Source organism: uncultured Xanthomarina sp., from assembly GCF_963971605.1.
Taxonomy (GTDB): Bacteria; Bacteroidota; Bacteroidia; order Flavobacteriales; family Flavobacteriaceae; genus Xanthomarina; species Xanthomarina gelatinilytica.
Genome location: NZ_CAXATZ010000005.1, coordinates 94821 through 121322 on the forward strand (window position 1 = coordinate 94821; position 26502 = coordinate 121322).

General features: G+C 35.2%; 26 protein-coding genes and 1 tRNA gene. 18 read left to right on the plus strand and 9 right to left on the minus strand.

Translation table 11 applies throughout. From position 1 onward, the window contains the following. Positions 1–245 precede the first annotated feature (245 nt). Both AACY93_RS03560 and AACY93_RS03565 read right to left on the minus strand, forming a co-directional pair. Positions 246–1280, minus strand: coding sequence for an RluA family pseudouridine synthase (locus AACY93_RS03560; protein ID WP_286854446.1), 1035 nt, complete (start codon positions 1278–1280; stop codon positions 246–248). A 1-nt stretch (position 1281) separates the two neighbouring features. Continuing rightward, on the minus strand, positions 1282–1845 hold the full coding sequence (locus tag AACY93_RS03565; protein ID WP_286854447.1) for a PASTA domain-containing protein: 564 nt from the start codon (positions 1843–1845) through the stop codon (positions 1282–1284). A 104-nt stretch (positions 1846–1949) separates the two neighbouring features. Between AACY93_RS03565 and AACY93_RS03570 the strand changes: the two genes are divergently transcribed. Then, the gene (locus tag AACY93_RS03570) at positions 1950–2924 is read left to right on the plus strand and encodes a D-alanine--D-alanine ligase (RefSeq protein WP_286854448.1); all 975 of its coding nucleotides are present in this window, start codon (positions 1950–1952) and stop codon (positions 2922–2924) included. Positions 2925–3066: 142 nt separating this feature from the next. Beyond that, a complete protein-coding gene (gene coaD / locus AACY93_RS03575) occupies positions 3067–3525 on the plus strand; it encodes a pantetheine-phosphate adenylyltransferase (protein WP_286854449.1) in 459 nt (152 codons plus the stop codon). A 109-nt stretch (positions 3526–3634) separates the two neighbouring features. On the opposite strand, the gene AACY93_RS03580 is transcribed toward coaD, so the two are convergent. Beyond that, positions 3635–5257, minus strand: a complete 1623-nt coding sequence (locus tag AACY93_RS03580) for a SulP family inorganic anion transporter (protein ID WP_286854450.1) — start codon at positions 5255–5257, stop codon at positions 3635–3637. A gap of 102 nt (positions 5258–5359) precedes the next feature. Between AACY93_RS03580 and AACY93_RS03585 the strand changes: the two genes are divergently transcribed. The 5 genes from AACY93_RS03585 (at position 5360) to AACY93_RS03605 (ending at position 12145) form a co-directional block, all read left to right on the plus strand. After that, positions 5360–7096, plus strand: a complete 1737-nt coding sequence (locus AACY93_RS03585) for a M14 family metallopeptidase (RefSeq protein ID WP_286854451.1) — start codon at positions 5360–5362, stop codon at positions 7094–7096. 61 nt (positions 7097–7157) lie between these two features. After that, a complete protein-coding gene (locus tag AACY93_RS03590; protein WP_286854452.1) occupies positions 7158–8687 on the plus strand; it encodes a bifunctional GNAT family N-acetyltransferase/carbon-nitrogen hydrolase family protein in 1530 nt (509 codons plus the stop codon). 72 nt (positions 8688–8759) lie between these two features. Continuing rightward, positions 8760–10205, plus strand: coding sequence for a RimK family protein (locus AACY93_RS03595; RefSeq protein WP_286854453.1), 1446 nt, complete (start codon positions 8760–8762; stop codon positions 10203–10205). A gap of 1 nt (position 10206) precedes the next feature. Beyond that, positions 10207–11433: a glutamate-cysteine ligase family protein gene (locus AACY93_RS03600; RefSeq protein WP_286854454.1), complete on the plus strand. Its 1227-nt coding sequence runs from the start codon at positions 10207–10209 to the stop codon at positions 11431–11433. Positions 11434–11455: 22 nt separating this feature from the next. Then, on the plus strand, positions 11456–12145 hold the full coding sequence (locus AACY93_RS03605) for an N-formylglutamate amidohydrolase (RefSeq protein WP_286854456.1): 690 nt from the start codon (positions 11456–11458) through the stop codon (positions 12143–12145). Here the strand turns inward: AACY93_RS03605 and AACY93_RS03610 are convergent. Beyond that, positions 12126–12806, minus strand: a complete 681-nt coding sequence (locus AACY93_RS03610) for a M15 family metallopeptidase (protein ID WP_286854457.1) — start codon at positions 12804–12806, stop codon at positions 12126–12128. The genes AACY93_RS03605 and AACY93_RS03610 overlap by 20 nt on opposite strands. Positions 12807–12836: 30 nt before the next feature. On the opposite strand from AACY93_RS03610, the gene AACY93_RS03615 reads away from it, so the two are divergent. From AACY93_RS03615 to AACY93_RS03655, 9 genes are all read left to right on the plus strand, one after another. Continuing rightward, the gene (locus AACY93_RS03615) at positions 12837–13439 is read left to right on the plus strand and encodes an alpha-ketoglutarate-dependent dioxygenase AlkB (protein WP_286854458.1); all 603 of its coding nucleotides are present in this window, start codon (positions 12837–12839) and stop codon (positions 13437–13439) included. A 373-nt stretch (positions 13440–13812) separates the two neighbouring features. Continuing rightward, the gene (locus tag AACY93_RS03620) at positions 13813–14739 is read left to right on the plus strand and encodes an alpha/beta hydrolase (RefSeq protein WP_286854459.1); all 927 of its coding nucleotides are present in this window, start codon (positions 13813–13815) and stop codon (positions 14737–14739) included. A gap of 253 nt (positions 14740–14992) precedes the next feature. Then, a complete protein-coding gene (locus AACY93_RS03625; RefSeq protein ID WP_286854460.1) occupies positions 14993–15853 on the plus strand; it encodes an SPFH domain-containing protein in 861 nt (286 codons plus the stop codon). Positions 15854–15863: 10 nt separating this feature from the next. Continuing rightward, positions 15864–16022: a DUF4177 domain-containing protein gene (locus tag AACY93_RS03630; RefSeq protein WP_007648450.1), complete on the plus strand. Its 159-nt coding sequence runs from the start codon at positions 15864–15866 to the stop codon at positions 16020–16022. Between the two features lie 4 nt (positions 16023–16026). After that, the gene (locus AACY93_RS03635) at positions 16027–16962 is read left to right on the plus strand and encodes an alpha/beta hydrolase (protein ID WP_286854461.1); all 936 of its coding nucleotides are present in this window, start codon (positions 16027–16029) and stop codon (positions 16960–16962) included. A 1-nt stretch (position 16963) separates the two neighbouring features. After that, positions 16964–17131, plus strand: a complete 168-nt coding sequence (locus AACY93_RS03640; RefSeq protein ID WP_007648447.1) for an Arc family DNA-binding protein — start codon at positions 16964–16966, stop codon at positions 17129–17131. 69 nt (positions 17132–17200) lie between these two features. Next, positions 17201–18511, plus strand: a complete 1311-nt coding sequence (locus AACY93_RS03645) for a DUF819 family protein (RefSeq protein ID WP_286854462.1) — start codon at positions 17201–17203, stop codon at positions 18509–18511. A 52-nt stretch (positions 18512–18563) separates the two neighbouring features. Beyond that, positions 18564–19259 carry a DUF4369 domain-containing protein gene (locus AACY93_RS03650; RefSeq protein WP_286854463.1) on the plus strand — a complete coding sequence of 232 codons (696 nt, stop codon included), beginning with the start codon at positions 18564–18566 and terminating at the stop codon, positions 19257–19259. 92 nt (positions 19260–19351) lie between these two features. Next, positions 19352–21661 carry a transglycosylase domain-containing protein gene (locus tag AACY93_RS03655; protein ID WP_287005575.1) on the plus strand — a complete coding sequence of 770 codons (2310 nt, stop codon included), beginning with the start codon at positions 19352–19354 and terminating at the stop codon, positions 21659–21661. 159 nt (positions 21662–21820) lie between these two features. Here AACY93_RS03655 and AACY93_RS03660 read toward each other — a convergent pair. From AACY93_RS03660 to idi, 5 genes are all read right to left on the minus strand, one after another. Then, positions 21821–21894: transfer RNA gene (locus AACY93_RS03660), tRNA-Thr, on the minus strand. 57 nt (positions 21895–21951) lie between these two features. Next, positions 21952–22221 (minus strand): hypothetical protein, encoded by a 270-nt coding sequence (locus tag AACY93_RS03665; RefSeq protein WP_040492693.1) that lies wholly within the window; start codon positions 22219–22221, stop codon positions 21952–21954. Positions 22222–22247: 26 nt separating this feature from the next. After that, positions 22248–23219 carry a type I phosphomannose isomerase catalytic subunit gene (locus AACY93_RS03670; RefSeq protein WP_286854465.1) on the minus strand — a complete coding sequence of 324 codons (972 nt, stop codon included), beginning with the start codon at positions 23217–23219 and terminating at the stop codon, positions 22248–22250. Positions 23220–23272: 53 nt separating this feature from the next. Continuing rightward, positions 23273–23683 (minus strand): 6-carboxytetrahydropterin synthase, encoded by a 411-nt coding sequence (locus tag AACY93_RS03675; RefSeq protein WP_007651822.1) that lies wholly within the window; start codon positions 23681–23683, stop codon positions 23273–23275. Further along, a complete protein-coding gene (gene idi, locus AACY93_RS03680) occupies positions 23680–24207 on the minus strand; it encodes an isopentenyl-diphosphate Delta-isomerase (protein WP_286854567.1) in 528 nt (175 codons plus the stop codon). Before idi ends, AACY93_RS03675 begins: the two co-directional genes overlap by 4 nt. Positions 24208–24333: 126 nt before the next feature. Here idi and AACY93_RS03685 point away from each other — a divergent pair, with 126 nt between their 5' ends. Beyond that, a complete protein-coding gene (locus AACY93_RS03685) occupies positions 24334–25923 on the plus strand; it encodes a peptide chain release factor 3 (RefSeq protein ID WP_286854466.1) in 1590 nt (529 codons plus the stop codon). A 143-nt stretch (positions 25924–26066) separates the two neighbouring features. Next, positions 26067–26300, plus strand: a complete 234-nt coding sequence (locus tag AACY93_RS03690; RefSeq protein WP_286854467.1) for a (4Fe-4S)-binding protein — start codon at positions 26067–26069, stop codon at positions 26298–26300. Positions 26301–26502: the final 202 nt, after the last annotated feature.

The following is a 26502-nucleotide window of genomic DNA, read 5'->3' on the forward strand; positions in this document are numbered from 1 at the left end:
GGGCTACTTTGTTTAAAGTTTTGTACTGAACAATTTTCCAATTCTTTCTAGGATAGTTTTCTTTTAATTTTGATAAATCCTATTCGAACTTATCTTGGATTACATATAAATTTCCATTCTTATTACCGTTAGGATAAAAAGTAAAATCTCCAATATAATTTATTGAATCTTCCTGAACTTTAAAACGGGATTGAAAATTCTTTTTTCATTTTTCTAACATGTTAAGTAAATCCATAAAACAAACACTACATCTCCTGATGCTTCACATAATGCCTCCATTTTTCGATACATTGCTGCATATCTTGAGGGATTTCAGAATCAAACCTCATGAATTTTCCAGTTTTAGGATGTGTAAAACCTAGGGTTTTTGCGTGAAGTGCTTGTCTTGGTAAAATTTTAAAACAATTTTCAACAAACTGCTTGTATTTGGTAAAGGTGGTTCCTTTTAATATTTTTTCGCCTCCATAACGTTCATCGTTAAACAAAGTATGTCCAAGATGTTTCATGTGCACACGTATTTGGTGTGTACGCCCAGTTTCCAGTTTACAAGACACTAAGGTTACATATCCTAAACGTTCCAACACTTTATAATGTGTGACTGCTGGTTTGCCTTTGTCTTCGTCGTCGCCATAAAATACCGTGTTTTGCAACCTGTTTTTTGGGTGGCGTCCAATATTGCCTTCTATGGTGCCTTCATCTTCTTCCATGTTTCCCCAAACAATAGCCACATATTCCCGTTCGCTGGTTTTATCAAAAAACTGTTTGGCCAAATGTGTCATGGTCTCTTCGTTTTTGGCAATAACCAAAAGTCCACTGGTATCTTTATCGATTCTGTGCACCAATCCTGGACGATTACTGGAATTGTTGGGCAGATTATCAAAATGGTAAATCAAAGCATTTATTAAAGTTCCAGAATAATTGCCATGCCCTGGATGCACCACCATGCCTGCATCTTTGTTTACTACCAGCAAGTCGTTATCTTCATAAACAATGTTTAAAGAAATGTTCTCAGGAGTCAATAAATTCTCGTAAGGAGGATGCTCGAAAAGCACACGAATCACATCAAAAGGTTTTACCTTATAATTGGATTTTACTGGAACATCATTTACGTAAATGCTTCCATTTTTAGCTGCTGCCTGAATTTTATTACGTGTGGCATTTTCAATAAAATTCATTAAATATTTATCTATTCTTAGAGGTTGCTGTCCTTTTTCTGCAGTAAAGGTGTAATGTTCGTATAAATCGTCATCACTGTCTTGCTCTGGTGTAAAATCTGTCATGTTATTCTGAAGTTGGTCTGGTACCATTACCTAAGACCAAGTCTATTTTAGAGGTTTTTGGAAGCATATCTCCTGGCTTGATTTTTTCACCTTCAAAGCTCATATCCAAAACCATATCCTTGGCAATATTATCCACATAAGTAAGCTTCCCTATTTCAAAACCTAAAGCTTCTAAGGTAGGTTTAGCCTGCCTAAACGTACGTTCCTTTAAGTCTGGCACCAATACTTTTCTGTAGCCAGAAGGGTTTAGGGTTAGATAAATTTTTCTGTTCTCTTTTACTTTTTCGCCAGCAATAGGATCTTGATCTATTACCGAAAACTTAGGGTAATCTGGGTTGTAGTTGGAAGAATCCAAAATTTCCATAACCAGGTTGTTTTCATTCAATTCCAATTCTGCCACTTCTATGGATTTTCCCTTTAATTCTGGAACGGTCTCAAATTCACCATGATTGGTAGTTACTTTTAACCATTGTAACATAATAAAAGTCAAAACAAAAACAGCTACAACAGCTAAGATAAGTTGTTTAAAAAAGGTTTTACTTTTTAGAAAGTTTAAGAGGCTCATTTAAATTTATTTGTGCAACAAAGATATAAAAACAGAACTGTTTTTTCTTTTGCTTTTAATGTGATATTTTAGCTTAACGGTTTTTTCCATCGTTTCTTGTTTATATGAAAAAAAATATTGCCATCATTATGGGAGGTTTCTCTAGCGAATATGAAATCTCATTAAAAAGTGGAAACGTAGTTTACCAAACACTTAACAACGAAAAGTATGCAGCTTTTAGAATTCATGTTTTTGAAGACAAATGGGTTTATGTTGATGATGCAGACCAAGAATTTCCTGTAGACAAAAACGATTTCTCAATTACCATTAACCAAAAAAAAATAACATTCGATTGTGTGTTTAATGCCATTCATGGATCTCCTGGCGAAGATGGCTTTATGCAAGCCTACTTCAAGCTATTGAACATCCCTCAAACCAGTTGCGACATGTATCAAGCTGCACTTACTTTCAACAAACGGGACTGTTTAAGTGTATTAAAGCCTTATGGAATAAAAACAGCCGAAAGTTTTTACGTGAATCTAGGCGATGAGATAGATGCCAATGCCATAGTTAAAAAAGTTGGTTTACCGTGTTTTGTTAAAGCCAATAAGGCAGGAAGCAGTTTTGGAATCACCAAAGTTTATAAACTTGAAGATATGCATCAGGCCATTGACGTGGCTTTTAAAGAAGATGATGAAATTATAATAGAATCTTTTTTGGATGGCACAGAAGTCTCTGTTGGTGTTATTAAATACAAAGGTGAAACCACTGTATTGCCTATAACGGAAATTGTAAGCGACAACGATTTCTTTGATTATAAAGCCAAGTATTTAGGCGAATCGCAAGAAATAACTCCAGCAAGAATCAGTGATGACATGGCTGAAAAAGTAAGCAAAACAGCCAAGCAGGTTTATGATATTTTAAAAATGACCGGTTTTAGCAGAAGCGAATATATTTTTAAAGATGGGGAACCACATTTACTGGAAGTAAACACAGTTCCTGGTTTGACCAAAGCCAGTATTTTACCTCAACAAGCTGCTGCTGCAGGAATTAGCTTAACAGATTTGTTTGAGAATGCCATTGAAGAAGCCCTTAAATAGGAAACAAATAGGCCATCGTTGTTTTCAGTAAATAAATAGTATATTTGGTAAAGAGATTCCCTTCCTGAATCATAAAGTGGAATTTTGAATCTATTGAACATAGAATTAATTAAAAAAAATTTCTGCAATCGCAAGAAGTATTATGAAACGAGCATTATTTCCTGGATCTTTTGATCCATTAACCTTAGGCCATTTTGACATTATTAGCAGAGGTGTTCATTTGTTTGATGAAGTTGTAGTGGCCATAGGCATCAATGCCGACAAAAACTACATGTTCACCTTAGAAGAACGAAAACAATTTATAGAAGCAGCTTTTAAACATGAGCCCAAAGTAAAAGTGGTAACCTATAAAGGCATGACCATAGATTTTTGTAAGGAAATTGGTGCCGAATTCATTTTACGTGGCCTCAGGAATCCAGCCGATTTTGAATTTGAAAAAGCCATTGCACATACCAACAGAAAACTTTCAAAAATAGAAACCGTTTTCCTGCTTACAGCTGCAAAAACATCTTATATCAGCTCCAGCATAGTTCGCGATGTTATAAGAAATAAAGGTGACTACACGGTTTTAGTGCCAGACAGCGTTAAGGTCAATCAATAAGATGACATTCAACGTCTCAAAGACACCCCTTAAATCCAAACCTATGTAAAAAAGCTCAGTTCATATTTGGAAAAATTGCCAACTGAAGACTAAAACCAACAGCTGAAAACTAAAGTTTATATTCTGAGAGCGGCTTCGGAAAATCTTCAGGGTTTGCTGCCAAATGGTATCTTGGGTCGTCTATGGCTTCTATAATTACCTCTCTGAATTTTGGTGAAGCTTTATACATCAAGGCCTTGCAATCCTCACTTAAATGTTTGAGCTTAATGGTTTTTCCTTCGGCTTCATATTTTGCTACAATATTAAAAATGGCTTCCAATGCAGAATGATCACTAACTCGAGATTCCACAAAATCTATTTCAACTTTATCTGGATCGTTTTTGGCATCAAACTTATCATTAAAAGCTTTAATGGAGCCAAAGAACAAAGGTCCCCAAATTTCATAGACTTTGGTTCCATCGTCCTTAAAGCGTTTTCTGGCACGAATGCGCTTGGCATTTTCCCAAGAAAACACCAAAGCACTTACAATAACACCTGCAATTACAGCTATGGCCAAATCGAACACCACTGTTAAACCAGACACTAAAATAAGTACAAACAAATCTGTTTTTGGAATCTTGTTCATGATCCTAAAACTAGACCAAGCGAAGGTACCAATAACAACCATAAACATTACCCCAACCAATGCAGCTATGGGTACTTGTTCTATAAGTCCGGATGCAAATAAAATAAAGCCCAACAAAGCCAAAGCAGCCACAATTCCAGAAAGTCTGGTTCTTCCACCTCCTTTTATATTGATTATGGATTGCCCAATCATGGCACAACCTCCCATACCACCAAACAATCCAGTAACAATGTTTGCACCACCTTGGGCCAAACATTCCCTATTGGTATTCCCTCTGGTTTCGGTCAATTCATCAATTAAATTTAATGTCATTAAAGATTCTATCAATCCTATGGCAGCAAGAATTAAAGCATAAGGCCCAATAAACTTAAGGGTTTCCCATGTAAAAGGCACTTTATTGAAAATATCAGTTTGGAAACTAGGCAAACCACCTTTTAATCCTTCTCCTCCTCCATCACGAATAAAACTTCCAACGGTTGCCACATCCAGATTTCCAAAAATCACTATGGCAGAAACCACCAAAATAGCAATTAAGGCTTCTGGTAATTTTTTGGTTACTTTAGGTAGTCCAAACATGATTCCCATAGTTAAAGCCACAAGTCCTATCATGGTCCATAGCTTTGGCCCATGCATCCATACTTCTTTTCCATCTTCATAGGTCATAAACATGCCCAATTGCGAGAGAAAAATTACAATTGCCAAACCGTTTACAAAACCCATCATCACTGGATGAGGAATAAGCCTTACAAACTTACCAAGCTTAAATACACCTGCCAACATCTGTATGATTCCCATTAAAACAACCGTTGCAAACAGATAGTACAGTCCCAGCTGTTCCCCTTCTGCTCCCATGGCATTTCCTTCGGCAACCAGGCTTACCATAACAACTGCCAAAGCTCCCGTGGCTCCACTGATCATTCCTGGTCTTCCCCCAAAAATAGAGGTAATTAAGCCTATCATAAAAGCAGCATACAAACCAACCAATGGGTCTACTCCAGCAACGAAGGCAAAGGCTACTGCCTCTGGAACCAAGGCCAATGCAACAGTTAATCCAGATAAGATATCGTTTTTGGCATTTGCAGTTCGTTTTCTTATAAACTCAGTCATGTTCTAGTGTTTTTTTTGGAGGTGCAAAAATAGACTTAATATGGTTAAACACAAGGTTATATTATTATAAATTGTTTAGTTTTATACTTTAAATCTTTCCATATGAAAAAAAACCTTGTTTTAGTATTTACTTGTTTGTCTATCAATTTTTTATCATCCCAAAGTCCTAAAGAGTTTTTAACGGTTTTTGAAAAAAGTGAAGGAAAAGAAACAGGAACTTATTCAGAGGTTATTCGTTTTTATAAAAATTTGAGTGCTACTTATCCTGAAATATCCATGCAGGAAATGGGCTTAACCGATTCAGGTTTGCCATTACATATGGTTGTATTCAATACGGATACCTACTTAGATTTTTCAGAAATAAAGAAAAGCAAACGAATTTTACTCATCAATAATGGCATCCATCCAGGGGAACCTGATGGTATTGATGCTACCATGATGCTGTTTCGGGATTTGGCGCAGGGAACCATCAAGATGCCAAAACATACGGTTTTGGTAACCATTCCCATTTACAATATTGGTGGTAGCTTGAACAGGAATTCTGGAACACGAGCCAACCAAAATGGACCTAAAGCATATGGTTTTAGAGGCAATGCACGAAACTACGATTTGAATCGGGATTTTATAAAATGCGACACAGACAACGCTAAAAGTTTCGCCCAAATATTCCATTTGGTACAACCCGATGTTTTTATAGACAATCATGTCAGCAATGGCGCAGATTACCAATATACCTTAACGCATTTGTTCACGCAGCACAATAAATTGGGTGGTACTTTAGGTGAATACCTAAATCAGGAAATGATGCCTTTATTGGAAAAAAAACTTGCTGATAAAGAATGGGACATCACACCTTATGTCAATGTGTTCAATCAAGTTCCTGAGGTAGGTTTTTCTCAGTTTATGGATTACCCAAGATATTCTACAGGTTATACGGCTTTATGGAACGTGCTGGGAATGATGGTTGAAACGCATATGCTAAAACCTTATAAACAACGTGTAGAAGGTACATATGAATTGATGATTAGCATGCTTGAAATTATTGAAGAAAACCATGAAAAAATAGCCTTATTGAGAAAAAGTTCCTTTTATAATTTTAAAGAAGGAACTGCGTACCCTTTAGATTGGCAAATTGACACTACAAGGATTTCAACCCTAAAATTTAAAGGCTTTGAAGGGAAAATGATTACAAGCGAAATTACAGGATCTCAACGCTTAAAATACGATAGAGACAAGCCATTTACCAAAGATGTCATATATCAGAATTATTTTAAACCAAGCATTCAAGTTACAGTTCCTAAAGCTTATGTTGTGCCTCAAGGCTGGCATGACGTTGTTGAATTATTAAAATTGAATCAGGTACAAATGAAACGTTTTGAAAAAGACACAACCCTTACTGTAACATCCTATAAAATTGCAGGATTTGAAACCAGAAAAAACGCTTATGAAGGTCATTACCCTCATTACAATACAACCATAAATGCTTCAGTGGAAAACATCACTTTTAGAAAAGGAGATTATTACATTGCTACCAACCAACCTGCTAAACGCTATTTGCTGGAAACTTTAGAGCCACAAGCTCCTGACTCTTTTTTTAACTGGAATTTTTTCGATACCATTTTACAACAAAAAGAAGGATTTTCACCTTATGTTTTTGAAGATACGGCCAAGGTTATGCTGGACAACAATGATCAATTGAGAACTGAGTTTCAAAAGAAAAAAGAAAATGATAAAGATTTTTCTGCAAATTGGTACATGCAACTAAACTGGCTCTATCAACAATCAATTCATGCTGAAAAAACATATATGCAATATCCTATTTATAAGATTAATGAATAAGATAGACTTTAATTTTTCAGTTATATTTTCATTTAAATTTACATAAAATTAAACTATAAAAATGAAACCTCAAGACATAGAAAACATAGAATTACAGTATTTAACCTTGGACGATTATCAAGAACTGAAAGGAGCCATGCAAGAAGCTTACAAGTCCATGCCAAACTTATACTGGAGAGAACACCAAATTAAAACTCTGATAGACAAATTCCCAGAAGGGCAAGTAGTTATAAAAATCAATAATCAAATTGCTGGGTGTGCCCTTTCCATTATAGTGGATTACGACAGTATTGATGACATACACACCTATGAAGACATAACGGGCAATTACACCTTTAATACGCATGATGCCGATAAAGGAGATGCACTATATGGAATAGATGTTTTTATAAAACCAGAATTTCGTGGCTTGCGCTTAGGCAGAAGATTGTACGATTACAGAAAAGAGCTTTGTGAAAAATTAAATTTAAGAGGTATTGCATTTGGTGGTAGGATTCCAAATTTTCATAAGTATTCTAAAGAGATGAGTCCTAAAGAATATATAGATAAAGTGAGGCGAAAAGAAATTCACGATCCTGTTTTAAACTTTCAAATTTCCAATGATTTTCATCCTGTCCGAATTTTAAAAGGGTACCTAGAAGGCGATAATGCTTCTGGAGAATACGCAGTTTTATTGGAATGGGATAATATTTATTACGAAAAACCTTCAAAAAAAGCGGCTACCAAGAAAAAAATTGTTCGCTTAGGTTTAATTCAATGGCAAATGCGTTTATACAAAGATTTGGAAGAATTAATGCAGCAAGCTGAATATTTTATTGATGCTGTGTCTGGATATCGTTCAGATTTTGCTTTATTTCCTGAGTTTTTTAATGCTCCTTTAATGGCAGAAAACAATCATTTATCAGAGTCTGAAGCCATTCGTGAACTGGCAAAGCACACAGAATCCATCGTTCAAAAATTTTCAGGGTTTGCCATTACCTATAACATCAATATCATTACAGGAAGTATGCCAGAGGTTAAAGACGATTTGCTGTATAATGCTGGGTACTTATGCAAAAGGGATGGTTCCATAGAACGTTATGAAAAATTACACGTCACTCCTGATGAGGCTAAGGTTTGGGGACTGCAAGGAGGCACACAACTAAAAGCTTTTGATACCGATTGTGGGAAAATTGGTATTTTGATTTGTTATGATTCTGAATTTCCGGAACTAAGCAGGATCTTGGCAGATGAGGGTATGGACATCTTATTTGTGCCTTTTTTAACAGATACACAAAATGGTTATTCAAGGGTTCGCCACTGTGCACAAGCTAGAGCCATAGAAAATGAATGTTATGTGGCCATTGCCGGAAGTGTAGGTAATTTACCTAAGGTCCACAACATGGATATTCAATTTGCACAATCCATGGTGTTTACACCTTGTGATTTTTCGTTTCCTGCAAACGGAATCAAGGCTGAAGCCACAACCAATACCGAAATGATTTTAATTGCAGATGTGGACATTGATTTGCTTCGAGAACTCAATCAATTTGGTAGTGTTAGAAACTTGAAGGACAGACGAAAAGACCTTTTTGAACTACGCAAAAAATAATTTCAGTTCTTGTAAATGGTATCGATAAATAATCTAATTTTGTTAAAAATATATATCGCGATTTCGCTTTAAATGAATAAATACATTGTTGTCAATCAACCTGAAAAATGGCATTTTTCGATTGAGAATATTACCGTAATTTCTTCGCAAGAATATCTTACAGACCCCAAGTTTTCATTATTAAAAAATGCTCGTATTTTTAATCTTTGCAAAGACTATTCGTATCAATCCAAAGGTTATTATGTGTCTCTATTGGCTGAAGCTAGAGGACATTTACCCATTCCTACCGTAAAAAACATAGTGGATTTAAAAGCTTTGAAACTGGTACGTATCGTATCTGATGAGTTTGATGATGTGATTCAACAAAGTTTAAAAAACATCAAATCCCAAGAATTTACCCTTAGTATTTATTTTGGTCAAAATGTGGCCCAAAAATACAAGGAGCTCAGCACTTTGTTTTACAGGCATTTTCAAGTGCCTTTTTTAAGGGTTAAATTCAATCACACCACCAAATGGAACATCCAAAACATTAGAGCCATTTCAGAATCTGAAATCCCTTTGGAGCATATGGAAAGTGTTCATGTTTTTGCCAATCAGTATTTTTCAAAAAAACGTTACGACACCCCAAAATTAACCACCTCTGATTTTGACTTGGCCATTTTGGTTAACCCTAACGATCCTGCACCACCAAGCAATGCAAAAGCCCTTAAAAAATTTGTGGACATAGCTGAAAAAATGAATATTTACGCAGAGATAATAGAACCTAAAGATCTTTCAAGGCTATCGTCTTTCGATGCTCTATTTATTAGGCAAAGCACAGAGGTCAATAACGAAGCATATGCATTTGCCAGAAAAGCGCAGCAAGATGGTATAGCCATTATAGATTATCCAGATGCCATTTTAAAATGCTGCAACAAGGTATATATGGCCGAAGCCTTAAACAATGCCAATATTGCCACTCCAAAAACGGTTATCGTACATAAAGAAAACAAAAACGAGGTCTTGGGACAAGTTGGCCTGCCCTGTGTTTTAAAAGCACCAGACTCTACTTTTTCCTTTGGTGTAAAAAAGGCTAAAACAGAAGAAGAATACAAGCATTTGGTGTCTAACATGCTTAAAGAATCAGATCTTATTATAGCTCAGGAATTTTGTCCCTCGGATTACGATTGGAGAATTGGTATTATAGACAACGCACCTTTTTTTGCATGCAAATATTATATGGCCAAAGGACATTGGCAGATTTATAATTGGGATGCCAAGAAAAAAGACGATCAAGATGGCAATGCCGACTGTTTACCCATTGAAAAAGTGCCAAAAAATGTGCTGGACATGGCTCTAAAATCTGCTAAACTTATGGGAAAAGGACTTTATGGTATAGACATAAAAGTAGTGAACAACAAACCAATGGTTATAGAAATAAACGATAATCCAAACATCGATTTTGGTGTGGAGGATGCTTATTATGGAGATGATGTGTATATTAAAATACTTACAGCTTTAAAAGACAGATTGGATTAACATGAGTAAAAAATATCATTTGTTCGAAGTATATGGCATAGAGTTGGAATACATGCTGGTTTATAAAAACACGTTTAAAGCTGCTCCAATTGTTGATGAACTTTTAAGTGCAAAAGCTGGAGAACAGGCATCTGATGTTGAAAATGGAGCAATTGCATGGAGCAATGAATTAGTAGCTCATGTGGTGGAATTAAAAACCAATGGACCAAGTGACAATTTAGATGCTTTGTCGGATTTATTTCACAAAAATGTCCTGGAAATCAATGCCATTTTAAAACCCTTACAAGCCCATTTGCTGCCAACTGCCGCACATCCTCTATTAAACCCACTAAGAGACACAGAGCTCTGGAAACACAGCTACAGTGAAGTTTATGAATTGTACAATAGAATTTTCAATTGTAAAGGGCATGGCTGGAGCAATGTACAGAGTACACATATAAATTTACCCTTTTACGACGATAAGGAGTTTGAAAAACTCCATGCTGCCATTCGGGTTGTATTACCGCTTATTCCAGGTTTATGTGCCAGTTCACCCATACTTGAAGGTAAAAACACTGGGTTTAAAGATGCACGTTTGGAATATTACAAAACCAACCAAAAGGAAATCCCAGAACTAACCGGATTGGTTATCCCAGAACGTGTGTTTACAAAAGTGGATTATTACGCTACCATTTTTGAGCCTATTAAAAAAGCCATTAAACCACATGACACCAATAACATTCTAGATCATCATTTTTTAAATTCCCGTGGTGCCATAGCGCGTTTTGACAGAAATGCCATAGAAATAAGATTGGTTGACATACAGGAAAGCCCAAAAGCAGACATGGCCATCTGCGTCTTGATTATTGAAGTGCTTAAATTGCTTGTAAACAAAAAGCTGGCTCCAATACAACAACAAAAAAAATGGCTAAAACAGGAGCTTTTTAATGTGTTAAACCCCATAATTAAAGATGCTGAAAACTATCACATTTCCAACTTGGATTATTTGAACTTATTTTTAATCCATGAAACTGTATCGGTAAAAAACCTTTGGAAACATTTATACGGTTTGGCAAAAGATCAGATTCATGAAACGCATCATGAAAGCATTGAAACCATATTAAATGAAGGTACTTTGGCCACCAGGATTTTAAAAGCTGTAGGAACAGATTTTACTGAAGCAAAAATTAAAAACGTTTATTCAAGGTTAGCGGATTGCTTACAAAAAAACACAGTTTTTTTGCCATGAAAAAATCAAACAACCCAAATACATGAAACTGGTAATTACCTGTGAACATGGTGGGAATTTTGTTCCAAAAAAGTACCAGCCTCTTTTTAAAAAGCAAGAAACTGTTTTGCAAACACATAGAGGTTTTGATCCTGGAACCTTGGATTTGTTTCAATTCTTAAAACCTCTCTCCCATTTTTCAATATTCAGTGATACCAGTCGCTTGTTAATTGAACTTAACAGATCCTTACACCATAAAGATTTATTTTCGGAATTTTCAAAAACTCTTTCAGAAGCAGAAAAAAAACAATTAATAGATGATTGCTATTTGGTTTATAGAAATAACGTTGAAAATAGGATAAGAACGTATCTAAAAACCAATGAAACGGTCTTGCACTTATCGATACATTCTTTTACACCAATATTGAATTCCGTAGAAAGACATGGAGATATAGGTTTACTGTATGATACCAAAAGATCTTTGGAAAAACAATTCTGTAAAATCTTTAAATCGCATATTGTGGCAGAAAACCCTAAGTATTTAGTCAGGTTTAATTACCCTTATCTAGGTAAAGCAGATGGTTTCACAACCTACTTAAGAAAACAATTTCCTATAAATTATTTGGGAATTGAGCTTGAAATCAATCAAAGATTTTCCAAAAACAACCAGATGGGTTCGCAATTGAAAGCAGATATGTTTAATGCTTTGCTAATTACTTTACAGGAAAATTAAAATAAGTTTTAGGATAGGGCTCGTTACGTAAGGTAAAATGCCACCATTCTTTGGAATAATTCCTGAAACCATGTTTTAACATAACCTTTTGCAACAACTGTCTATTGGATTTTTGGGAATCAGAAATATCTTGATAATCGATCCAAGATGCTTCACCAAAAAAGTCGTAAGGGCTTCCCATATCCAATTCTTCATAAGTCTCAGCATTCACTATGGTTACATCCAAAGTACTGCCTCTACTGTGTCCAGATTTCGAGGCTATATAACCTTCTCGAAACAAGTGCCTCTTTTTTACATCTGGATAAAACTGTTGCTTGTTTAAAGTATCGTTCCATTGTTTGGCCCAAACCATAAAATGGTTTACTGCCTGTTGTGGTCTATAACCATCAAAAACCTTTAAACACAAATTTTGTTTTAAAAGCTCTTCCTGAACTTGCTTTAAGGCTAAGGCAGTAGGTTTGGTAACAATTAATTTATTGGTATGATAACCTTGAATGGTGTCTCCAACAAAATTATTTGTTGAAAAATAACGCAATTCCACTTTTAAATCAGGTATCACATCTGTTGCATAAACAAATCCTTCAGGTAATGTTTGTTTTTTTTTGTTTGTTAAAAACAAACAAAGTACAAAAGAAGCTAGTATGATTATTTTTATTTTCATAGGGTTATGGCTAATTTAGAAAAAAATTAAATGATGGATTTGTTTTCTCAAGAAAAAAACATGTTAAATTTACCACAAGCTAAGTTGGTTTATGTACCGGAGTTTTACCATAATCCGGAGGCAGACAGTATTTTTAAAGACTTATTGCAACATATTCCATGGCAGCAAGACCATATAAGCCTTTTTGGAAAAACCTATAAGCAACCTAGGTTAACAGCCTTGTATGCAGAGAATGACAAGACCTACACTTATTCCGGCATCACCATGAAACCTCATCCTTTCAATAAACTGTTATTACAGATAAAAAACGAGGTAGAGATAATTTCCAAACACAAATTTAACTCTGTACTGATCAATTTATATAGAGATGGTAACGATAGCAACGGTTGGCATGCAGATAATGAAAAAGAACTGGGCAACAATCCCGTAATTGCCTCCCTAAGTTTTGGAGCCAAACGTATGTTTAAATTTAAGCACCGAACATTGAACACAGAAAATCACAAACTGGAATTGGAACATGGCAGTTTATTGATTATGAAAGGTGAGATGCAACATTATTGGCTGCACCAAGTTCCAAAAACCAAAAAACCCATTGGAAAAAGAATCAACCTCACCTTTAGGTATATCGCATAAAAAAACCGAGGTCCCTCAACCTCGGTTTAGTTTAATTTGCATCTTTATTATGTAGTTAGATTTAGGGTCTCTAGTATCAACAACATAATGCAAATATTAATTAATTAATCCATTGAACTAAAAAGTAATATTTTAGTACACTTCAAATGTAAAATTTAATTTGAATATTGACGTTTAAAAGCTATTATTTTCGATGAAATGCATCTTTTTTTAACATTTAAGGGTGAAATAACATAAATTTCCGACAAAATACACTGTTTTAAAGTTCAAAATTGGATACATTTTAAAACATTAAAACATAATTTTAAGCTAATTTTACGTTTATATTTGGAATCGATTTTTTTAAGATTTTAATTTTAAAACCATCATAGTTATGAAACTCAAGTGTCTTTTAATGTTTTTTGTTGGTCTAAGCAATTTGGTAATATCCCAAGAAAACAATTTTAATACAGAAGATGTTTCCGTAAATAGCTTCATAGATGGCACCTTACTTACACCCAATGACATCAACAATCCGCCATTGGCCATTATAATTGGGGATTCTGGTCCAACCGACCGAAATGGAAACCAAAATTTTCAAAAAAACAATATTCTAAAAAAATTGGCAGAAGGTTTAACAAACCAAGGCATAGCCACATTTAGATATGACAAACGCATCGTAAAACAGATTAGAAAAGGAAGGGTTGATAAAAAAATTGGTTTCAATGATTTTGTTTCTGACGCAATTTCAATCGTCAATTATTTCAAAGAAAAAAACACCTTTAAAGAGCTATATATAATAGGTCATGGCCAAGGAAGCTTGGTTGGGATGCTTGCATCCAAAGAAAATGTATCCGGATTTGTTTCCATTGCAGGTTCAGCAAAACCTATAGACCAAGTGATCCTGGAACAAATAAAACTAACCGTTCCTGGACTGGAAGACGCATCCAAAGTGGCTTTTGAAAAATTAAAAGCTGGAGAAACCACTGCCAACTATCCTCCTGCATTGGAATCCATATTCAGCAAAGAAAACCAAGTCTTTATGAGCAGTTGGATGCAGTACAACCCTCAAGAGCACATTGCAGAATTACAAATCCCTGTTTTGATAATAAATGGCACCAAAGATTTACAGGTTCCTGTAGCTGAAGCCCAACTGTTAAAAAACAACGCTCAAAATGGCAACTTGTTATTAATTGAAAACATGAACCATGTTATGTTTCCCATACTAGGGGACAATCTTGAAAACTCCAAATCCTATAACGAGTCTTTTAGAAAGTTAAGTCCAGAGCTCATTCCAGCCATTACAGATTTTATTAACTAAAATCTCTCATCTACTAGTATAAAAAAGAAAAGCATCCTAAAAAGGACACTTTTCTTAACTAACCAACCAAAAATATGAAATACTACCTTTTTATAAAGTAACCACACTCTTTAAAAAGTTTTTAGTGTAGTATCAATTTACATGACATATTTCAATCATCGTGCCAAACTTAATTTTGAAGGCAAATAATTTTTACATATCTTTATGATATCATTTTAATATCATAATAAATTAACCAACTAAATATCATCTCATGAAAGAAGAAAAAATTATTGTTCCTGCCAATGGCTATTTAATGCTATTTGTGTTTTTAGTATTATTTATTGGTGGTATAGCAGCTGTAGTTGCCTATAAAAATCCATGGTTTGTCTTATCCATTGCAACTGCCTTGTTTATTGCCTTAGGGTTTATCATGGTACAACCCAACAACTCCAGGGTTTTATTACTTTTTGGAAAATATGTGGGCAGCATTAAAAAAAATGAGTTTTATTGGACAAACCCGTTTTATACCAAAAAGAAAATTTCTTTACGTGCCAGTAATTTTGATAGTGAACGTTTAAAAGTGAATGACAAGTTAGGCAATCCAGTAATGATAAGCACCATTTTAGTGTGGAGAGTACAAAACACCTATAAAGCAGCCTTTGATGTGGACAATTACGAAAATTTTGTGCGTGTGCAAACAGATGCTGCAGTTAGAAAACTAGCAAGCATGTATCCTTATGACAATTTTGCCGATGAAGGCCTTGCCGAAGACATTACCTTAAGATCCAGTGTTAATGAAGTGAGCGAAGCTTTGGAAAAAGAAATAGACGAACGTCTTTCCATTGCAGGAATAGAAGTTCTGGAAGCCAGAATTGGCTATTTGGCTTATGCGCAGGAAATTGCCAATGCCATGTTAAAACGCCAACAAGCTACTGCCATAGTTGCAGCAAGACATAAAATTGTTGAAGGTGCAGTCAGTATGGTGGAAATGGCTCTTGAAGAATTAGGCAAAAAACAAATTGTAGATTTAGACGAAGAACGCAAAGCAGCCATGGTTAGCAATCTAATGGTTATATTATGTGGTGATAAAGATGCATCACCTATTGTAAATGCAGGTACTTTAAATCATTAAACTTAAAATTATGAAAGAATATAAAGTCATTTCCTGGAAAATGGGCTTAAGCAAAAACAACGAGCGCTTGGAAGAAACATTAAATCAACACGCCATGTCTGGTTGGAAAGTGGTACATATATCCGAAAATTCTGCGAGAATAGTCTTGGAACGTGATAAAAACAGGTAAACACATGAAACAGTTTTTATTCTTTACCATCTTATTGTATGCTGTTTTCTCATTTTCTCAAGAACCTATGGTTTCAGAAGACATTTTGTTGAGGAACGATAGCATCCAGCTTCCTGGCACCTTAACATATAACAACACGTTAAAAAGTCAGCCCTTGGCTATTTTTATTCATGGTTCTGGGAATGTGGATAGAAACGGCAATCAAGCTGGAGCAAATATCAAAGCCAACTATATCAAACAATTAGCCGATAGCCTTAATGCCAAGGGGATTGCCTTTTACAGATACGATAAAAGAAGTGCCACCAAAGAAAACATCAAATTTATAATGGACGATATGGATTTTTATGGGTTTGTGGAAGATGCTAACCTGGCCATTTCCAAATTTAAAGACGACAACCGATTTAGCAGTATCATACTCATTGGGCACAGTCAAGGATCCTTGGTTGCTATGTTGGCTGCACAAAAACATGTTGATAAATATATTTCGTTGGCTGGCGTTAGTGAAGATATGGGAACCTTCATTATTAACAGCTACAAACTTTACAGTGAAGAAATGGGACAAATGGCGAAAGAACATATTAATGAGCTTAAAGAAACTGGAACCATAGAAAACGTAAATCCTGCACTGGCACATTTGTTCAGCAAACCCAATCAACCATTTTTCATCTCGTGGATGGCCTATAACCCTTCCGAAGAAATAAAAAAACTTGATATCCCAATATTGATTATAAACGGCACAAAAGACCTTCAGGTAAAAGTGCAGGAAGCCAATAAATTGCATGAAGTCAAACCAGAATCTGAAATTGTGATCATAGAAAACATGAACCACATTTTAAAAAACATAGAAAACGACCAGGATAATATGAAAACTTATTTTTCACCAGACTATCCCTTGTCTGGAGCACTTATAAATACAATTGAAGCTTTTATAAAAAAATAACATGTCAAAAAAGAAAGCCTTTGCATTAAGAATCAATGAAGAGATGCTGAAAGCTATTGAAAAATGGGCTTCAGACGAGTTCAGGAGCACCAATGGACAAATTGAGTGGATACTCATGCAGCAGCTCAAAGAACACAACAGAGAACCAAAAAAAACAGAAAAAAAGTAACTTTAAAAAAGTTGCTTTTTTTATACCCATTTATTTTGGTATTTTGCAGCATCTTAAAAAATACAGAACATGCAACAAGCTCCAATTTTTACAGACGATACGATTGTTTTTGGACTCCTAATGCTTACGTTAGGTTTTATTTTTTATACAGAATCCATTAAAACAGGGTTTTGGCCAAAATTCTATAAAATTGTTCCTGGCCTCTTTATGGCATATATGTTACCAGCCGTTTTAACCACTCTTGGACTTATTGCCCCAGAATGGGAAACAACTTCAGATTCTGGCGAAGTGATAAAGCACAGCACCAGCTTATATTATGTTTCCAGTAGGTATTTATTACCTGCAGCATTGGTGTTAATGACCTTGAGCATCGATTTAAAAGCTGTATTTAATTTGGGCTGGAAGGCCTTGGTTATGTTCCTTACAGGAACTGTAGGGATTGTAATTGGAGGACCCATTGCCATTTTATTGATTTCTATGGTTTCTCCAGAAACTGTTGGTGGTGTTGGGCCTGATGCCGTTTGGAGAGGTCTCTCTACCCTAGCAGGAAGCTGGATTGGTGGTGGAGCCAACCAAACAGCAATGCTTGAAATTTTTGAATACAACCAATCCGAATATGGTAAAATGGTATTTGTGGATATCGTGGTTGCCAATATATGGATGGCCATAATTTTAATAGGAATTGGAAGATCTAAAGCTATTGATAGATGGTTAAGAGCAGATAATTCTGCCATAGAAGCTTTAAAGGAAAAAGTAACCACCTTTGCCAAAAGCGTCAAACGAAATCCCTCTTTAACAGACATCATGATTATTGTTGCCATTGCTTTTGGAACTGTTAGCATCTCTCATATGTGTGCCAATTTCTTAGCACCTTATTTTGAAAGCGTGGTCAACAATATAGAGTCTAAAACCCTTAGAAACACCTTTACCTTTTTAGATTCCCAGTTCTTTTGGATGATTAGTATCGCAACACTTGTTGCCATATTACTGTCCTTTACAAAAGCCAAAAATTACGAAGGTGCAGGAGCCAGTAAATTTGGAAGTGTTTTTATCTACATCCTTGTGGCTTCCATAGGTATGAAAATAGATTTAATGTCCATTTTTGATAATCCTGGATTGATTGCTGTAGGCTTGGTATGGATGAGCATACATGCCATGTTATTGATACTGATTGCCAAGCTTATTAGAGCTCCTTATTTTTTCTTAGCTGTTGGAAGCCAGGCAAACGTTGGTGGCGCAGCCTCTGCTCCTATTGTGGCTTCGGCATTTCATCCATCTTTAGCCACTGTTGGTGTGCTTCTAGCTGTGTTTGGTTATGCCATAGGAACCATTGCTGCCATAGGCTGTACTATTTTAATGAAATTCGCTGCAGGAGGTTAGTATATCTTTAATTTTTATATGATATTTGCGCTCCAAAATTCTTAATAGTAATATGAAAAAGTTAGCCCTTGTTTTTGTTCTTGTGTCTTTAATTTCTTGTGGAAAAGATCCTGACTTAATTGTTAAAGGTCATGTAAAAGGTTTAAAAAAAGGAACAGTATACCTTGAAAAGGAAAAAGACTCTTCCATCACTATTGTAGATTCTGTTTCATTAAATGGGGTTTCGGAGTTTGAATTACAAAGCGATCTGGAATCTCCTGAAGCTTTTTATTTACGTTTGGACAAAAACAACAGCAAAGAAAACAATACGCGAATTGTATTTTTTGCTGATAAAGGTGTTACAGAAATCAACACCACTCTAAAAAACTTTGTGACAGATGCTAAAATAACAGGTTCTACCCAACAAAAGCTTTACGAAGATTTTTTAAAGGTGATTACCAGATACAATGAGAAAAACCTAGATCTCATCAAGGAAAATTTTGATGCCAAAAAAGCAAACGACTCTGCTAAAATTGAAGCCAGCACAAAAGCTATGAATAATTTAACCAAAAGCAGATATTTGTATGTGGTAAATTTTGCCGTAAACAATAAGGATAGCGAGGTAGCTCCTTATCTGGCTTTAACAGAAGTTTACGATGCGCAAATAAAATGGCTGGACACCATAAACAATGCCCTAACACCAAAAGTTAAAGCTTCTAAATACGGTAAAGCTTTAGATGGGTATTTAGCCATAAGAAAAGCTGAATAAAAGAGTACCAATAGCAAATTTTCATATTTAATACATTCATTTTATACGCTTCTTTTTAATATGTCGTTTCTTTGTAAATAGAAATTGACACCATGTTTTCTAAAAACCAGAAATTAAAAACTTGGGCAAAACGGATTGCCTATGGCTTTTTTATAACTTTTGCAGTACTACTATGCTTTTATGGCAGTATTTATTTTGGCTTTTGGGGAGAAATTCCTTCAGCCAAAAAATTGGCAAACCTTAAGCAAAGCCAGGCCACACAGGTTCTGGACACCAACAACGACCTGATAGGAAAGTTTTACATTTACGACAGACAGTCCATAAGCTATAACGATTTCCCACAACATCTAATCGATGCGCTAATAGCAACCGAGGACACACGTTTTTATGAACATAATGGTATAGACAATACCAGTTTATTAAGGGTGTTTTTTAAAACCATATTGCTTTCCGATAAATCTTCGGGAGGTGGAAGTACCATTACCTTACAATTGGCCAAAAACCTATATGGACGAAAAGATTACGGTTTTTTAAGTATTGTGGTCAATAAACTTAGGGAAAGTATTGTTGCCAGACGTATCGAGGACATTTACTCCAAAAAGGAAATTCTTACTTTGTATTTTAATACAGTTCCGTTTCCAGACAATACCTATGGCATTGAAAGTGCTTCACAAAAATTTTTCAACACAAAAACGCGACTTTTAAACCTCTCTCAAGCAGCAACCCTTGTTGGAACCTTAAAAGCCAATACTGGCTATAATCCTAGATTGTACCCAGAGAGTTCGCAACAACGTAGGGATTTGGTGATTCAATTAATGAAAAATCAAAACTTAATAACAGAGCAGGAAGCAAAAGCCGTAATCAATAAAGATATTGAACTGGATTATCAATATTATGCACCAAACCAAGGTTTGGCTCCTTATTTTAGAGCAGAAATCAAAAAGCAGTTGGATGCCATTCTTCAAGAAAAAAAATATAAAAATCCAGATGGGGAAGCTTACAACATCTATCATGATGGTTTAAAAGTCTATACCACTTTGGATAATAATTTGCAACGCTATGCAGAAGAGGCCATGCAAGAACACATGGCAAGCTTACAACGTCAATTTGAAAAAGCTTATGGACAAAATGCGCCTTGGTTAAAAAACAAACCTGCTTTTTTGGCAGCCAAAAAACGTTTGAAAACATATAGAAAGCTAAAACAGCAAAACTTATCAGACAAAGCCATTGAGGATTCCTTGAACAAAAAGCATAAAACCGAATTGTTCTCTTGGGATGAGCCCACTGTTGAAAACCTTTCAACACTGGATAGTTTGGAATATTATTCAAAATTCCTAAATGCAGGAATGCTTTCTTTAGAACCTACAACAGGTGCCATAAAAGCTTATGTAGGGGGAATTGATTACAGATATTTTCAATACGACCATGTCTCACAAAGTAAAAGACAGGTTGGCTCTACGTTTAAACCTATAGTTTACACAGCTGCTCTAGAAAATGGCATGGAACCTTGCTCCTATTTTTCAATTAAAGAGGTAACTTATACAGATGTCAATAATTGGACTCCAAAAAATGCTTCGGAAGTAGAAAACAAAGACTTAAATTACTCTTTAGCATATGCATTAAGTCGCTCTGTAAATACTATTTCGGTGAAAGTATTACAAGAAACGGGAATAGACAAGGTGATAGAACAAGCGCATGCCATGGGCATTAAAAGTGATATAGAAAAAGTACCAGCCATAGCTTTGGGAACATCAAACTTAAGCCTCATGGAACTGGCCACTGCTTATACCACTTATGTAAACCAAAGCAAGCCGTCAAAACCTGTTTTTATTACTAAAATTGAAGATAAAAATGGACATGTGATAGCAACATATGAAGATTTAAATCCTGAAACACCAAAAACAGAAGCGTTTAGCGAAGATACCAGACAGGTAATGTTGGAGTTTTTAAAAGAAACGGTAAACAATGGTACTGCAAGCAGGTTGCGTTCAACTTACAATTTCTCCAATGATATTGCTGGAAAAACAGGAACGACCCAAGACAATAAAGATGGCTGGTTTGTAGGTATTATGCCTAAACTGGTTACTGTTGTTTGGGTTGGCAACGACAATCAGCAGATAGGTTTTAGCAATACAAATATTGGTCAAGGAGCCAATTCTGCTTTACCTATGTTTGCTAAGTTTTTACAAAAACTGAATTCGGACCCCAACTATCAAAACATAAGTCAGGCCAGATTTGTAAAGCCTTCGGAAAAAATATTAAAAGCTATTGATTGTGAACTTACAAAAGAAGAAAGCTTCTTTAAACAATTGTTTGGCAATAAAAAAAGTGAAAAACCCTTTAAAAAGAAAAGGAAAAAGGGGTTTTTCTCATGGTTAAAAAAAGATAAAGACTCGATTTAAAACAAAAAAGTCCAGCATACTTACTGAACTTCTTAAGAGCCGATGGAGGGACTTCCTTCGACAGTGCTCAGGATAAACCTATCGTCCTTCCTGTTTTTTTCTATTGAACATAAATCCATTAAACACAAAAAGTCCAGTATATTTACTGAACTTCTTAAGAGCCGATGGAGGGACTCGAACCCACGACCTGCTGATTACAAATCAGCTGCTCTAGCCAGCTGAGCTACATCGGCAAAACAGGATGCAAATATAATCTTGAAAAAAATATTTGCAAATATTTTTTTCTGTTTTTATCCTAGTTTATTGATTTTTTCAATTAAAGCTCTGCCTTTGTCTTCCAACTCCTTGTTAATGGCCTTGAAATGAGCTTTTTTGTCTTCCACACTTCTGTCATTTACTTTTGCAATTAACTCATCGAAGGTAGCAATAGCTTCGTCTATGATTGCTTCACTTTTTTTAGTGTCCTTATCTGTATTTGAGTATTCCCAAACATATACTGCTTCAATAATGTCTCCTAACACATAATTGATGTCTTTTTTTAAATCTCTTTTATTTGCCATTTTTTTAAATTTATTTAGTTGCAAAATTAAACATAAACTTCTAATAGTGTTGCATTTTTAGAAGTAATTTCAAAGGTTTTTATCATTGCAGGAACCAAAATGGTTTCACCTGTTTTAAAGAACTCCTGGAAGTTTGGACCAGTTATGGTGGCTTCTCCAGCTACACACATATAAATCATGAAAGAGTCGTATAGATTTTCAATTTTTATTGGTTTTGTAATTTTTAAATAATTAGTGGTAAAGTATGGGCAACTAACCATATTATTGGATTGGTTCTCTGCTTTACTGTAAGCTACCCTAAAATTATCTGGCATGTTAAAGTTAAAGGCGTCAATGGCTAGATCGTTATGCAATTCCCGAGACTGTCCTTTATCGTCCAAACGATCCCAGTCATACACACGATAGGTTATATCACTGGTTTGCTGGATTTCTGCCAACAATACGCCAGCTCCAATGGCATGGATTCTTCCCACATCTATAAAATAAGCATCGCCAGTATTTACTTCATCAAAATTTAAAATGCTGGGCAGCGTTTTTTCATTAAGATGTTTCAAATAGGTTTCTGAAGTCATTTCTTGATTAAAACCTACAATTAAATTAGAACCTGGATCGGCTTGCATGACATACCACATTTCAGTTTTTCCAAAAGAATTATGACGTTTGGCTGCTAATTCGTCATTAGGATGCAATTGAATGGATAAATCTTCTTTGGCATCTATAAACTTAATAAGTAAAGGAAAGGTGTTTCCAAACTGCTTGTAATTTTTTTCGCCAATTAAATCTCCTTTATATGTACTTAGCAAATGTTTTAAGGATTGGTTTTCCAAACTCCCATTGGCTACCAAAGATGTATCTCCTTCAACATCGCTTATTTCCCAACTTTCGCCAATGTTCGGCAAATGGCAGTCTTTATTAAGTAAGGTTTTAAGTTTGTCCCCTCCCCAAAGTTTATCTTTTAAGATGGGATGAAATTTTATAGGATACAAGTTGGCTTTCATAGTGTGTTAAACAAAAAAATGTACGTGCAGGAATATAATAACTTAAAGAACGTTTATGCTCCAGAATAACTTACAAAATTACGAGGCGTTTCAAAAAGGGTTACTTCTAGTTTTAGTTTTGGTTCCAGTTTTGGTTTTAATTTGTTGTAAATAACAACCACAATGTTTTCAGCAGTTGGATTCAGGTCTTTAAAATCTTCAACGTCTTCGTTTAAATTTTTATGATCGAAAGCGTCTTCCACCTCTTCCCTAATAAGTTCTTTTAAAACTTTCATATCAATAACATAGCCTGTTTCTTTGTCAATTTCGCCTGTTACGCTTACTATCAGTTCGTAATTGTGGCCATGATAGTTAGGGTTGTTGCACTTACCAAATACAGCATTGTTTTTGTCGTTGCTCCAATCTTTTCTATACAACCTATGGGCTGCATTAAAATGAGCTTTTCTACTTACGGTTACTTTCATTTTTCAGTAATATTTATGTGTTCGTAGAATTTTTCGAATATAATTTTAAACCATTCAGTATATAATTCAGGTTTCAGGCTCATATCAGATTTTACAGCCTCCAAAGACATCCATTTCCAATCCAAAACTTCCTCTGGATTGATGTTAGGTGCTTTTTGGTACTTTCCTATTAAAATATGATCGTATTCGTGCTCTGTCAAGCCATTGTCAAAAGGGGCTTTGTAAATAAACGAAATGGATTCTTCCAGTTCTGTAACAAAACCCATTTCTTCCTGCAAACGACGCTTTCCAGCTTCTACGTTACTTTCACCAGCGCGTTGGTGGCTACAACAGGTATTGGTCCAGAGTTTAGGGGAATGGTATTTATGTGCCGCACGTTGCTGTAGCATCAATTCGTTTTTATCGTTAAAAACAAATACTGAAAATGCACGATGCAACAAGGCTTTTTCGTGTGCCTCCATTTTTGGCATCAAACCTATTTGTTCATCGTTTTCGTTTACTAAAATTACCTGTTCTTCAATCATCGTGTAAAAATACCAATCAAAACAATAAAAATACGTGAAACTTTTCATAAAATAAAAAAGCTGTGAAAACATTCATTTAATTTGTGTTGAATAATCCTATCTTTGCAACCCATTTGCAACAATATTATGAGTTTTATAAAGGAAATTAACAGACGACGTACTTTTGGTATTATTTCGCATCCTGATGCTGGAAAAACCACTCTTACCGAAAAATTACTACTTTTTGGTGGTGCGATCCAGGAAGCTGGAGCCGTAAAAAGCAACAAAATAAAAAAAGGTGCAACCAGCGATTTTATGGAGATTGAACGGCAACGTGGAATATCTGTGGCTACATCTGTACTTGCCTTTGAATATAACGATGTAAAAATCAATATCTTGGATACGCCTGGACATAAGGATTTTGCTGAAGATACGTTTAGAACGCTAACTGCAGTGGATAGCGTAATTGTAGTTATTGACGTTGCAAAAGGGGTTGAGGAACAAACTGAAAAATTGGTTGAAGTCTGTAGAATGAGAAACATCCCAATGATAGTTTTTATCAATAAAATGGATCGTGAAGGAAAAGACGCCTTCGATCTTTTGGATGAAATTGAGCAAAAACTTGGATTGCATGTGGTTCCTTTAAGTTTTCCTATTGGGATGGGTTACGATTTTAAAGGTATTTATAATTTGTGGGAAGGCAACATCAATCTCTTTAGTGGTGACAGCAGAAAAAACATTGAAGAAACCATTGAGATTTCCGATTTGCAGTCTCCAGAATTAAACAAACTAGTTGGCGACAAGGCTGCCAATACACTTCGTGAAGAAATAGAATTGGTAGAAGGTATATATCCTACATTCAATAAAGAAGAGTATCTTAATGGCCAATTGCAGCCAGTCTTTTTTGGTTCAGCTTTAAACAACTTTGGGGTTCGGGAACTTTTAGATTGTTTCGTAGAAATTGCTCCAAGACCAAGACCAAAACAAAGCGAAGAGCGACTGGTAAAACCAGAAGAAGAAAAATTTTCAGGGTTTGTATTTAAAATCCATGCCAATATGGATCCCAACCACAGAGACCGTTTAGCATTTATAAAAATTGTTTCAGGAAAATTTAAAAGGAACACGCCTTATCTTCATGTAAGACATGGTAAAAACCTTAAATTTTCCAGTCCGAATGCTTTTTTTGCTGAAAAAAAGGAAATTGTTGATGTCTCCTATCCTGGAGATATTGTTGGATTGCACGACACAGGAAATTTCAAGATTGGCGACACCCTAACTGAAGGCGAAGTGATTAATTACAAAGGGGTTCCAAGTTTTTCTCCTGAACATTTTAGGTATATTAACAATGCAGATCCTTTAAAATCGAAACAATTATACAAAGGTATAGACCAGTTAATGGATGAAGGTGTTGCCCAATTATTCACTTTGGAATTAAATGGAAGGAAAGTTATTGGAACCGTTGGAGCGCTTCAATACGAAGTGATCCAATACCGTCTGGAACATGAATATGGTGCCAAATGTACCTATGAAAATTTAAATGTGCACAAAGCTTGTTGGGTAGAGGCCAAAGATCCCAAAAGCGAAGAATACAAGGAGTTTTTGAGAGTCAAACAACGTTTTTTAGCAAAAGACAAGCAAAATCAACTGGTTTTTTTGGCCGACTCACCCTTTTCTTTACAAATGACACAACAGAAATATCCAAACATAAAGTTTCATTTTACTTCAGAATTCAATTAAAAAAAGAGCTGCATTTCATCGAATAAATTGTTTTTAAGTTGTTTTTAATCGAATTTTTCATACATTTAATCGTATAAATGTGTTTTAAAATTTATAGTTATTTACATTTAATTTAGTATCATAGCCCCAAAAATGATCTACTTATGGAAACAAATAACCCAAATGTTTTCAGTAATAAAGATATTACTGTGACCTACAATCCTCGTGTTTGCATCCATGCAGAACGTTGTGCCAAAGAACTTTCAAACGTATTTAGAGATTCTGTAATCCCTTGGATAGACCTGGATGGTGCTTCTACAAAAAAAATTATCAATCAAATTAAAAAATGCCCTTCAGGAGCATTGGATTATTGTTTAAACAAAAAAGAAGCCTGTTAGACTATATTTAAAAATAGATTAAATTTAAACACCAAAACACCCCAAAGAATTAAATTCCTTGGGGTGTTTTGGTTCTTGTATAATCAGTCTTATTTTAAGCCTCTCCTGTTGGTCCAAAATTTAATGGAATGGGAGGTTGCTGAAAATGAATTTCGAGCAACCTTTTGCTTCATTCTTGAAGTCTTATTTTAAGCCTCTCCTG

Excerpts from the sequence above, each read along its gene's own strand:
- AACY93_RS03625 (WP_286854460.1), top strand. The coding sequence starts at position 14,993 with ATGAAAGAAGAAAAAATTATTGTTCCTGCCAATGGCTATTTAATGCTA.
- AACY93_RS03580 (WP_286854450.1), bottom strand. The coding sequence starts at position 5,257 with ATGACTGAGTTTATAAGAAAACGAACTGCAAATGCCAAAAACGATATC.
- AACY93_RS03610 (WP_286854457.1), bottom strand. The coding sequence starts at position 12,806 with ATGAAAATAAAAATAATCATACTAGCTTCTTTTGTACTTTGTTTGTTT.
- AACY93_RS03650 (WP_286854463.1), top strand. The coding sequence starts at position 18,564 with ATGAAAAAGTTAGCCCTTGTTTTTGTTCTTGTGTCTTTAATTTCTTGT.
- AACY93_RS03640 (WP_007648447.1), top strand. The coding sequence starts at position 16,964 with ATGTCAAAAAAGAAAGCCTTTGCATTAAGAATCAATGAAGAGATGCTG.
- AACY93_RS03595 (WP_286854453.1), top strand. The coding sequence starts at position 8,760 with ATGAATAAATACATTGTTGTCAATCAACCTGAAAAATGGCATTTTTCG.
- AACY93_RS03675 (WP_007651822.1), bottom strand. The coding sequence starts at position 23,683 with ATGAAAGTAACCGTAAGTAGAAAAGCTCATTTTAATGCAGCCCATAGG.
- AACY93_RS03600 (WP_286854454.1), top strand. The coding sequence starts at position 10,207 with ATGAGTAAAAAATATCATTTGTTCGAAGTATATGGCATAGAGTTGGAA.
- AACY93_RS03570 (WP_286854448.1), top strand. The coding sequence starts at position 1,950 with ATGAAAAAAAATATTGCCATCATTATGGGAGGTTTCTCTAGCGAATAT.
- idi (WP_286854567.1), bottom strand. The coding sequence starts at position 24,207 with ATGATTGAAGAACAGGTAATTTTAGTAAACGAAAACGATGAACAAATA.
- AACY93_RS03670 (WP_286854465.1), bottom strand. The coding sequence starts at position 23,219 with ATGAAAGCCAACTTGTATCCTATAAAATTTCATCCCATCTTAAAAGAT.
- AACY93_RS03565 (WP_286854447.1), bottom strand. The coding sequence starts at position 1,845 with ATGAGCCTCTTAAACTTTCTAAAAAGTAAAACCTTTTTTAAACAACTT.
- AACY93_RS03560 (WP_286854446.1), bottom strand. The coding sequence starts at position 1,280 with ATGACAGATTTTACACCAGAGCAAGACAGTGATGACGATTTATACGAA.
- AACY93_RS03665 (WP_040492693.1), bottom strand. The coding sequence starts at position 22,221 with ATGGCAAATAAAAGAGATTTAAAAAAAGACATCAATTATGTGTTAGGA.
- AACY93_RS03685 (WP_286854466.1), top strand. The coding sequence starts at position 24,334 with ATGAGTTTTATAAAGGAAATTAACAGACGACGTACTTTTGGTATTATT.
- coaD (WP_286854449.1), top strand. The coding sequence starts at position 3,067 with ATGAAACGAGCATTATTTCCTGGATCTTTTGATCCATTAACCTTAGGC.
- AACY93_RS03605 (WP_286854456.1), top strand. The coding sequence starts at position 11,456 with ATGAAACTGGTAATTACCTGTGAACATGGTGGGAATTTTGTTCCAAAA.
- AACY93_RS03615 (WP_286854458.1), top strand. The coding sequence starts at position 12,837 with ATGATGGATTTGTTTTCTCAAGAAAAAAACATGTTAAATTTACCACAA.
- AACY93_RS03635 (WP_286854461.1), top strand. The coding sequence starts at position 16,027 with ATGAAACAGTTTTTATTCTTTACCATCTTATTGTATGCTGTTTTCTCA.
- AACY93_RS03655 (WP_287005575.1), top strand. The coding sequence starts at position 19,352 with ATGTTTTCTAAAAACCAGAAATTAAAAACTTGGGCAAAACGGATTGCC.
- AACY93_RS03630 (WP_007648450.1), top strand. The coding sequence starts at position 15,864 with ATGAAAGAATATAAAGTCATTTCCTGGAAAATGGGCTTAAGCAAAAAC.
- AACY93_RS03690 (WP_286854467.1), top strand. The coding sequence starts at position 26,067 with ATGGAAACAAATAACCCAAATGTTTTCAGTAATAAAGATATTACTGTG.
- AACY93_RS03645 (WP_286854462.1), top strand. The coding sequence starts at position 17,201 with ATGCAACAAGCTCCAATTTTTACAGACGATACGATTGTTTTTGGACTC.
- AACY93_RS03585 (WP_286854451.1), top strand. The coding sequence starts at position 5,360 with ATGAAAAAAAACCTTGTTTTAGTATTTACTTGTTTGTCTATCAATTTT.
- AACY93_RS03590 (WP_286854452.1), top strand. The coding sequence starts at position 7,158 with ATGAAACCTCAAGACATAGAAAACATAGAATTACAGTATTTAACCTTG.
- AACY93_RS03620 (WP_286854459.1), top strand. The coding sequence starts at position 13,813 with ATGAAACTCAAGTGTCTTTTAATGTTTTTTGTTGGTCTAAGCAATTTG.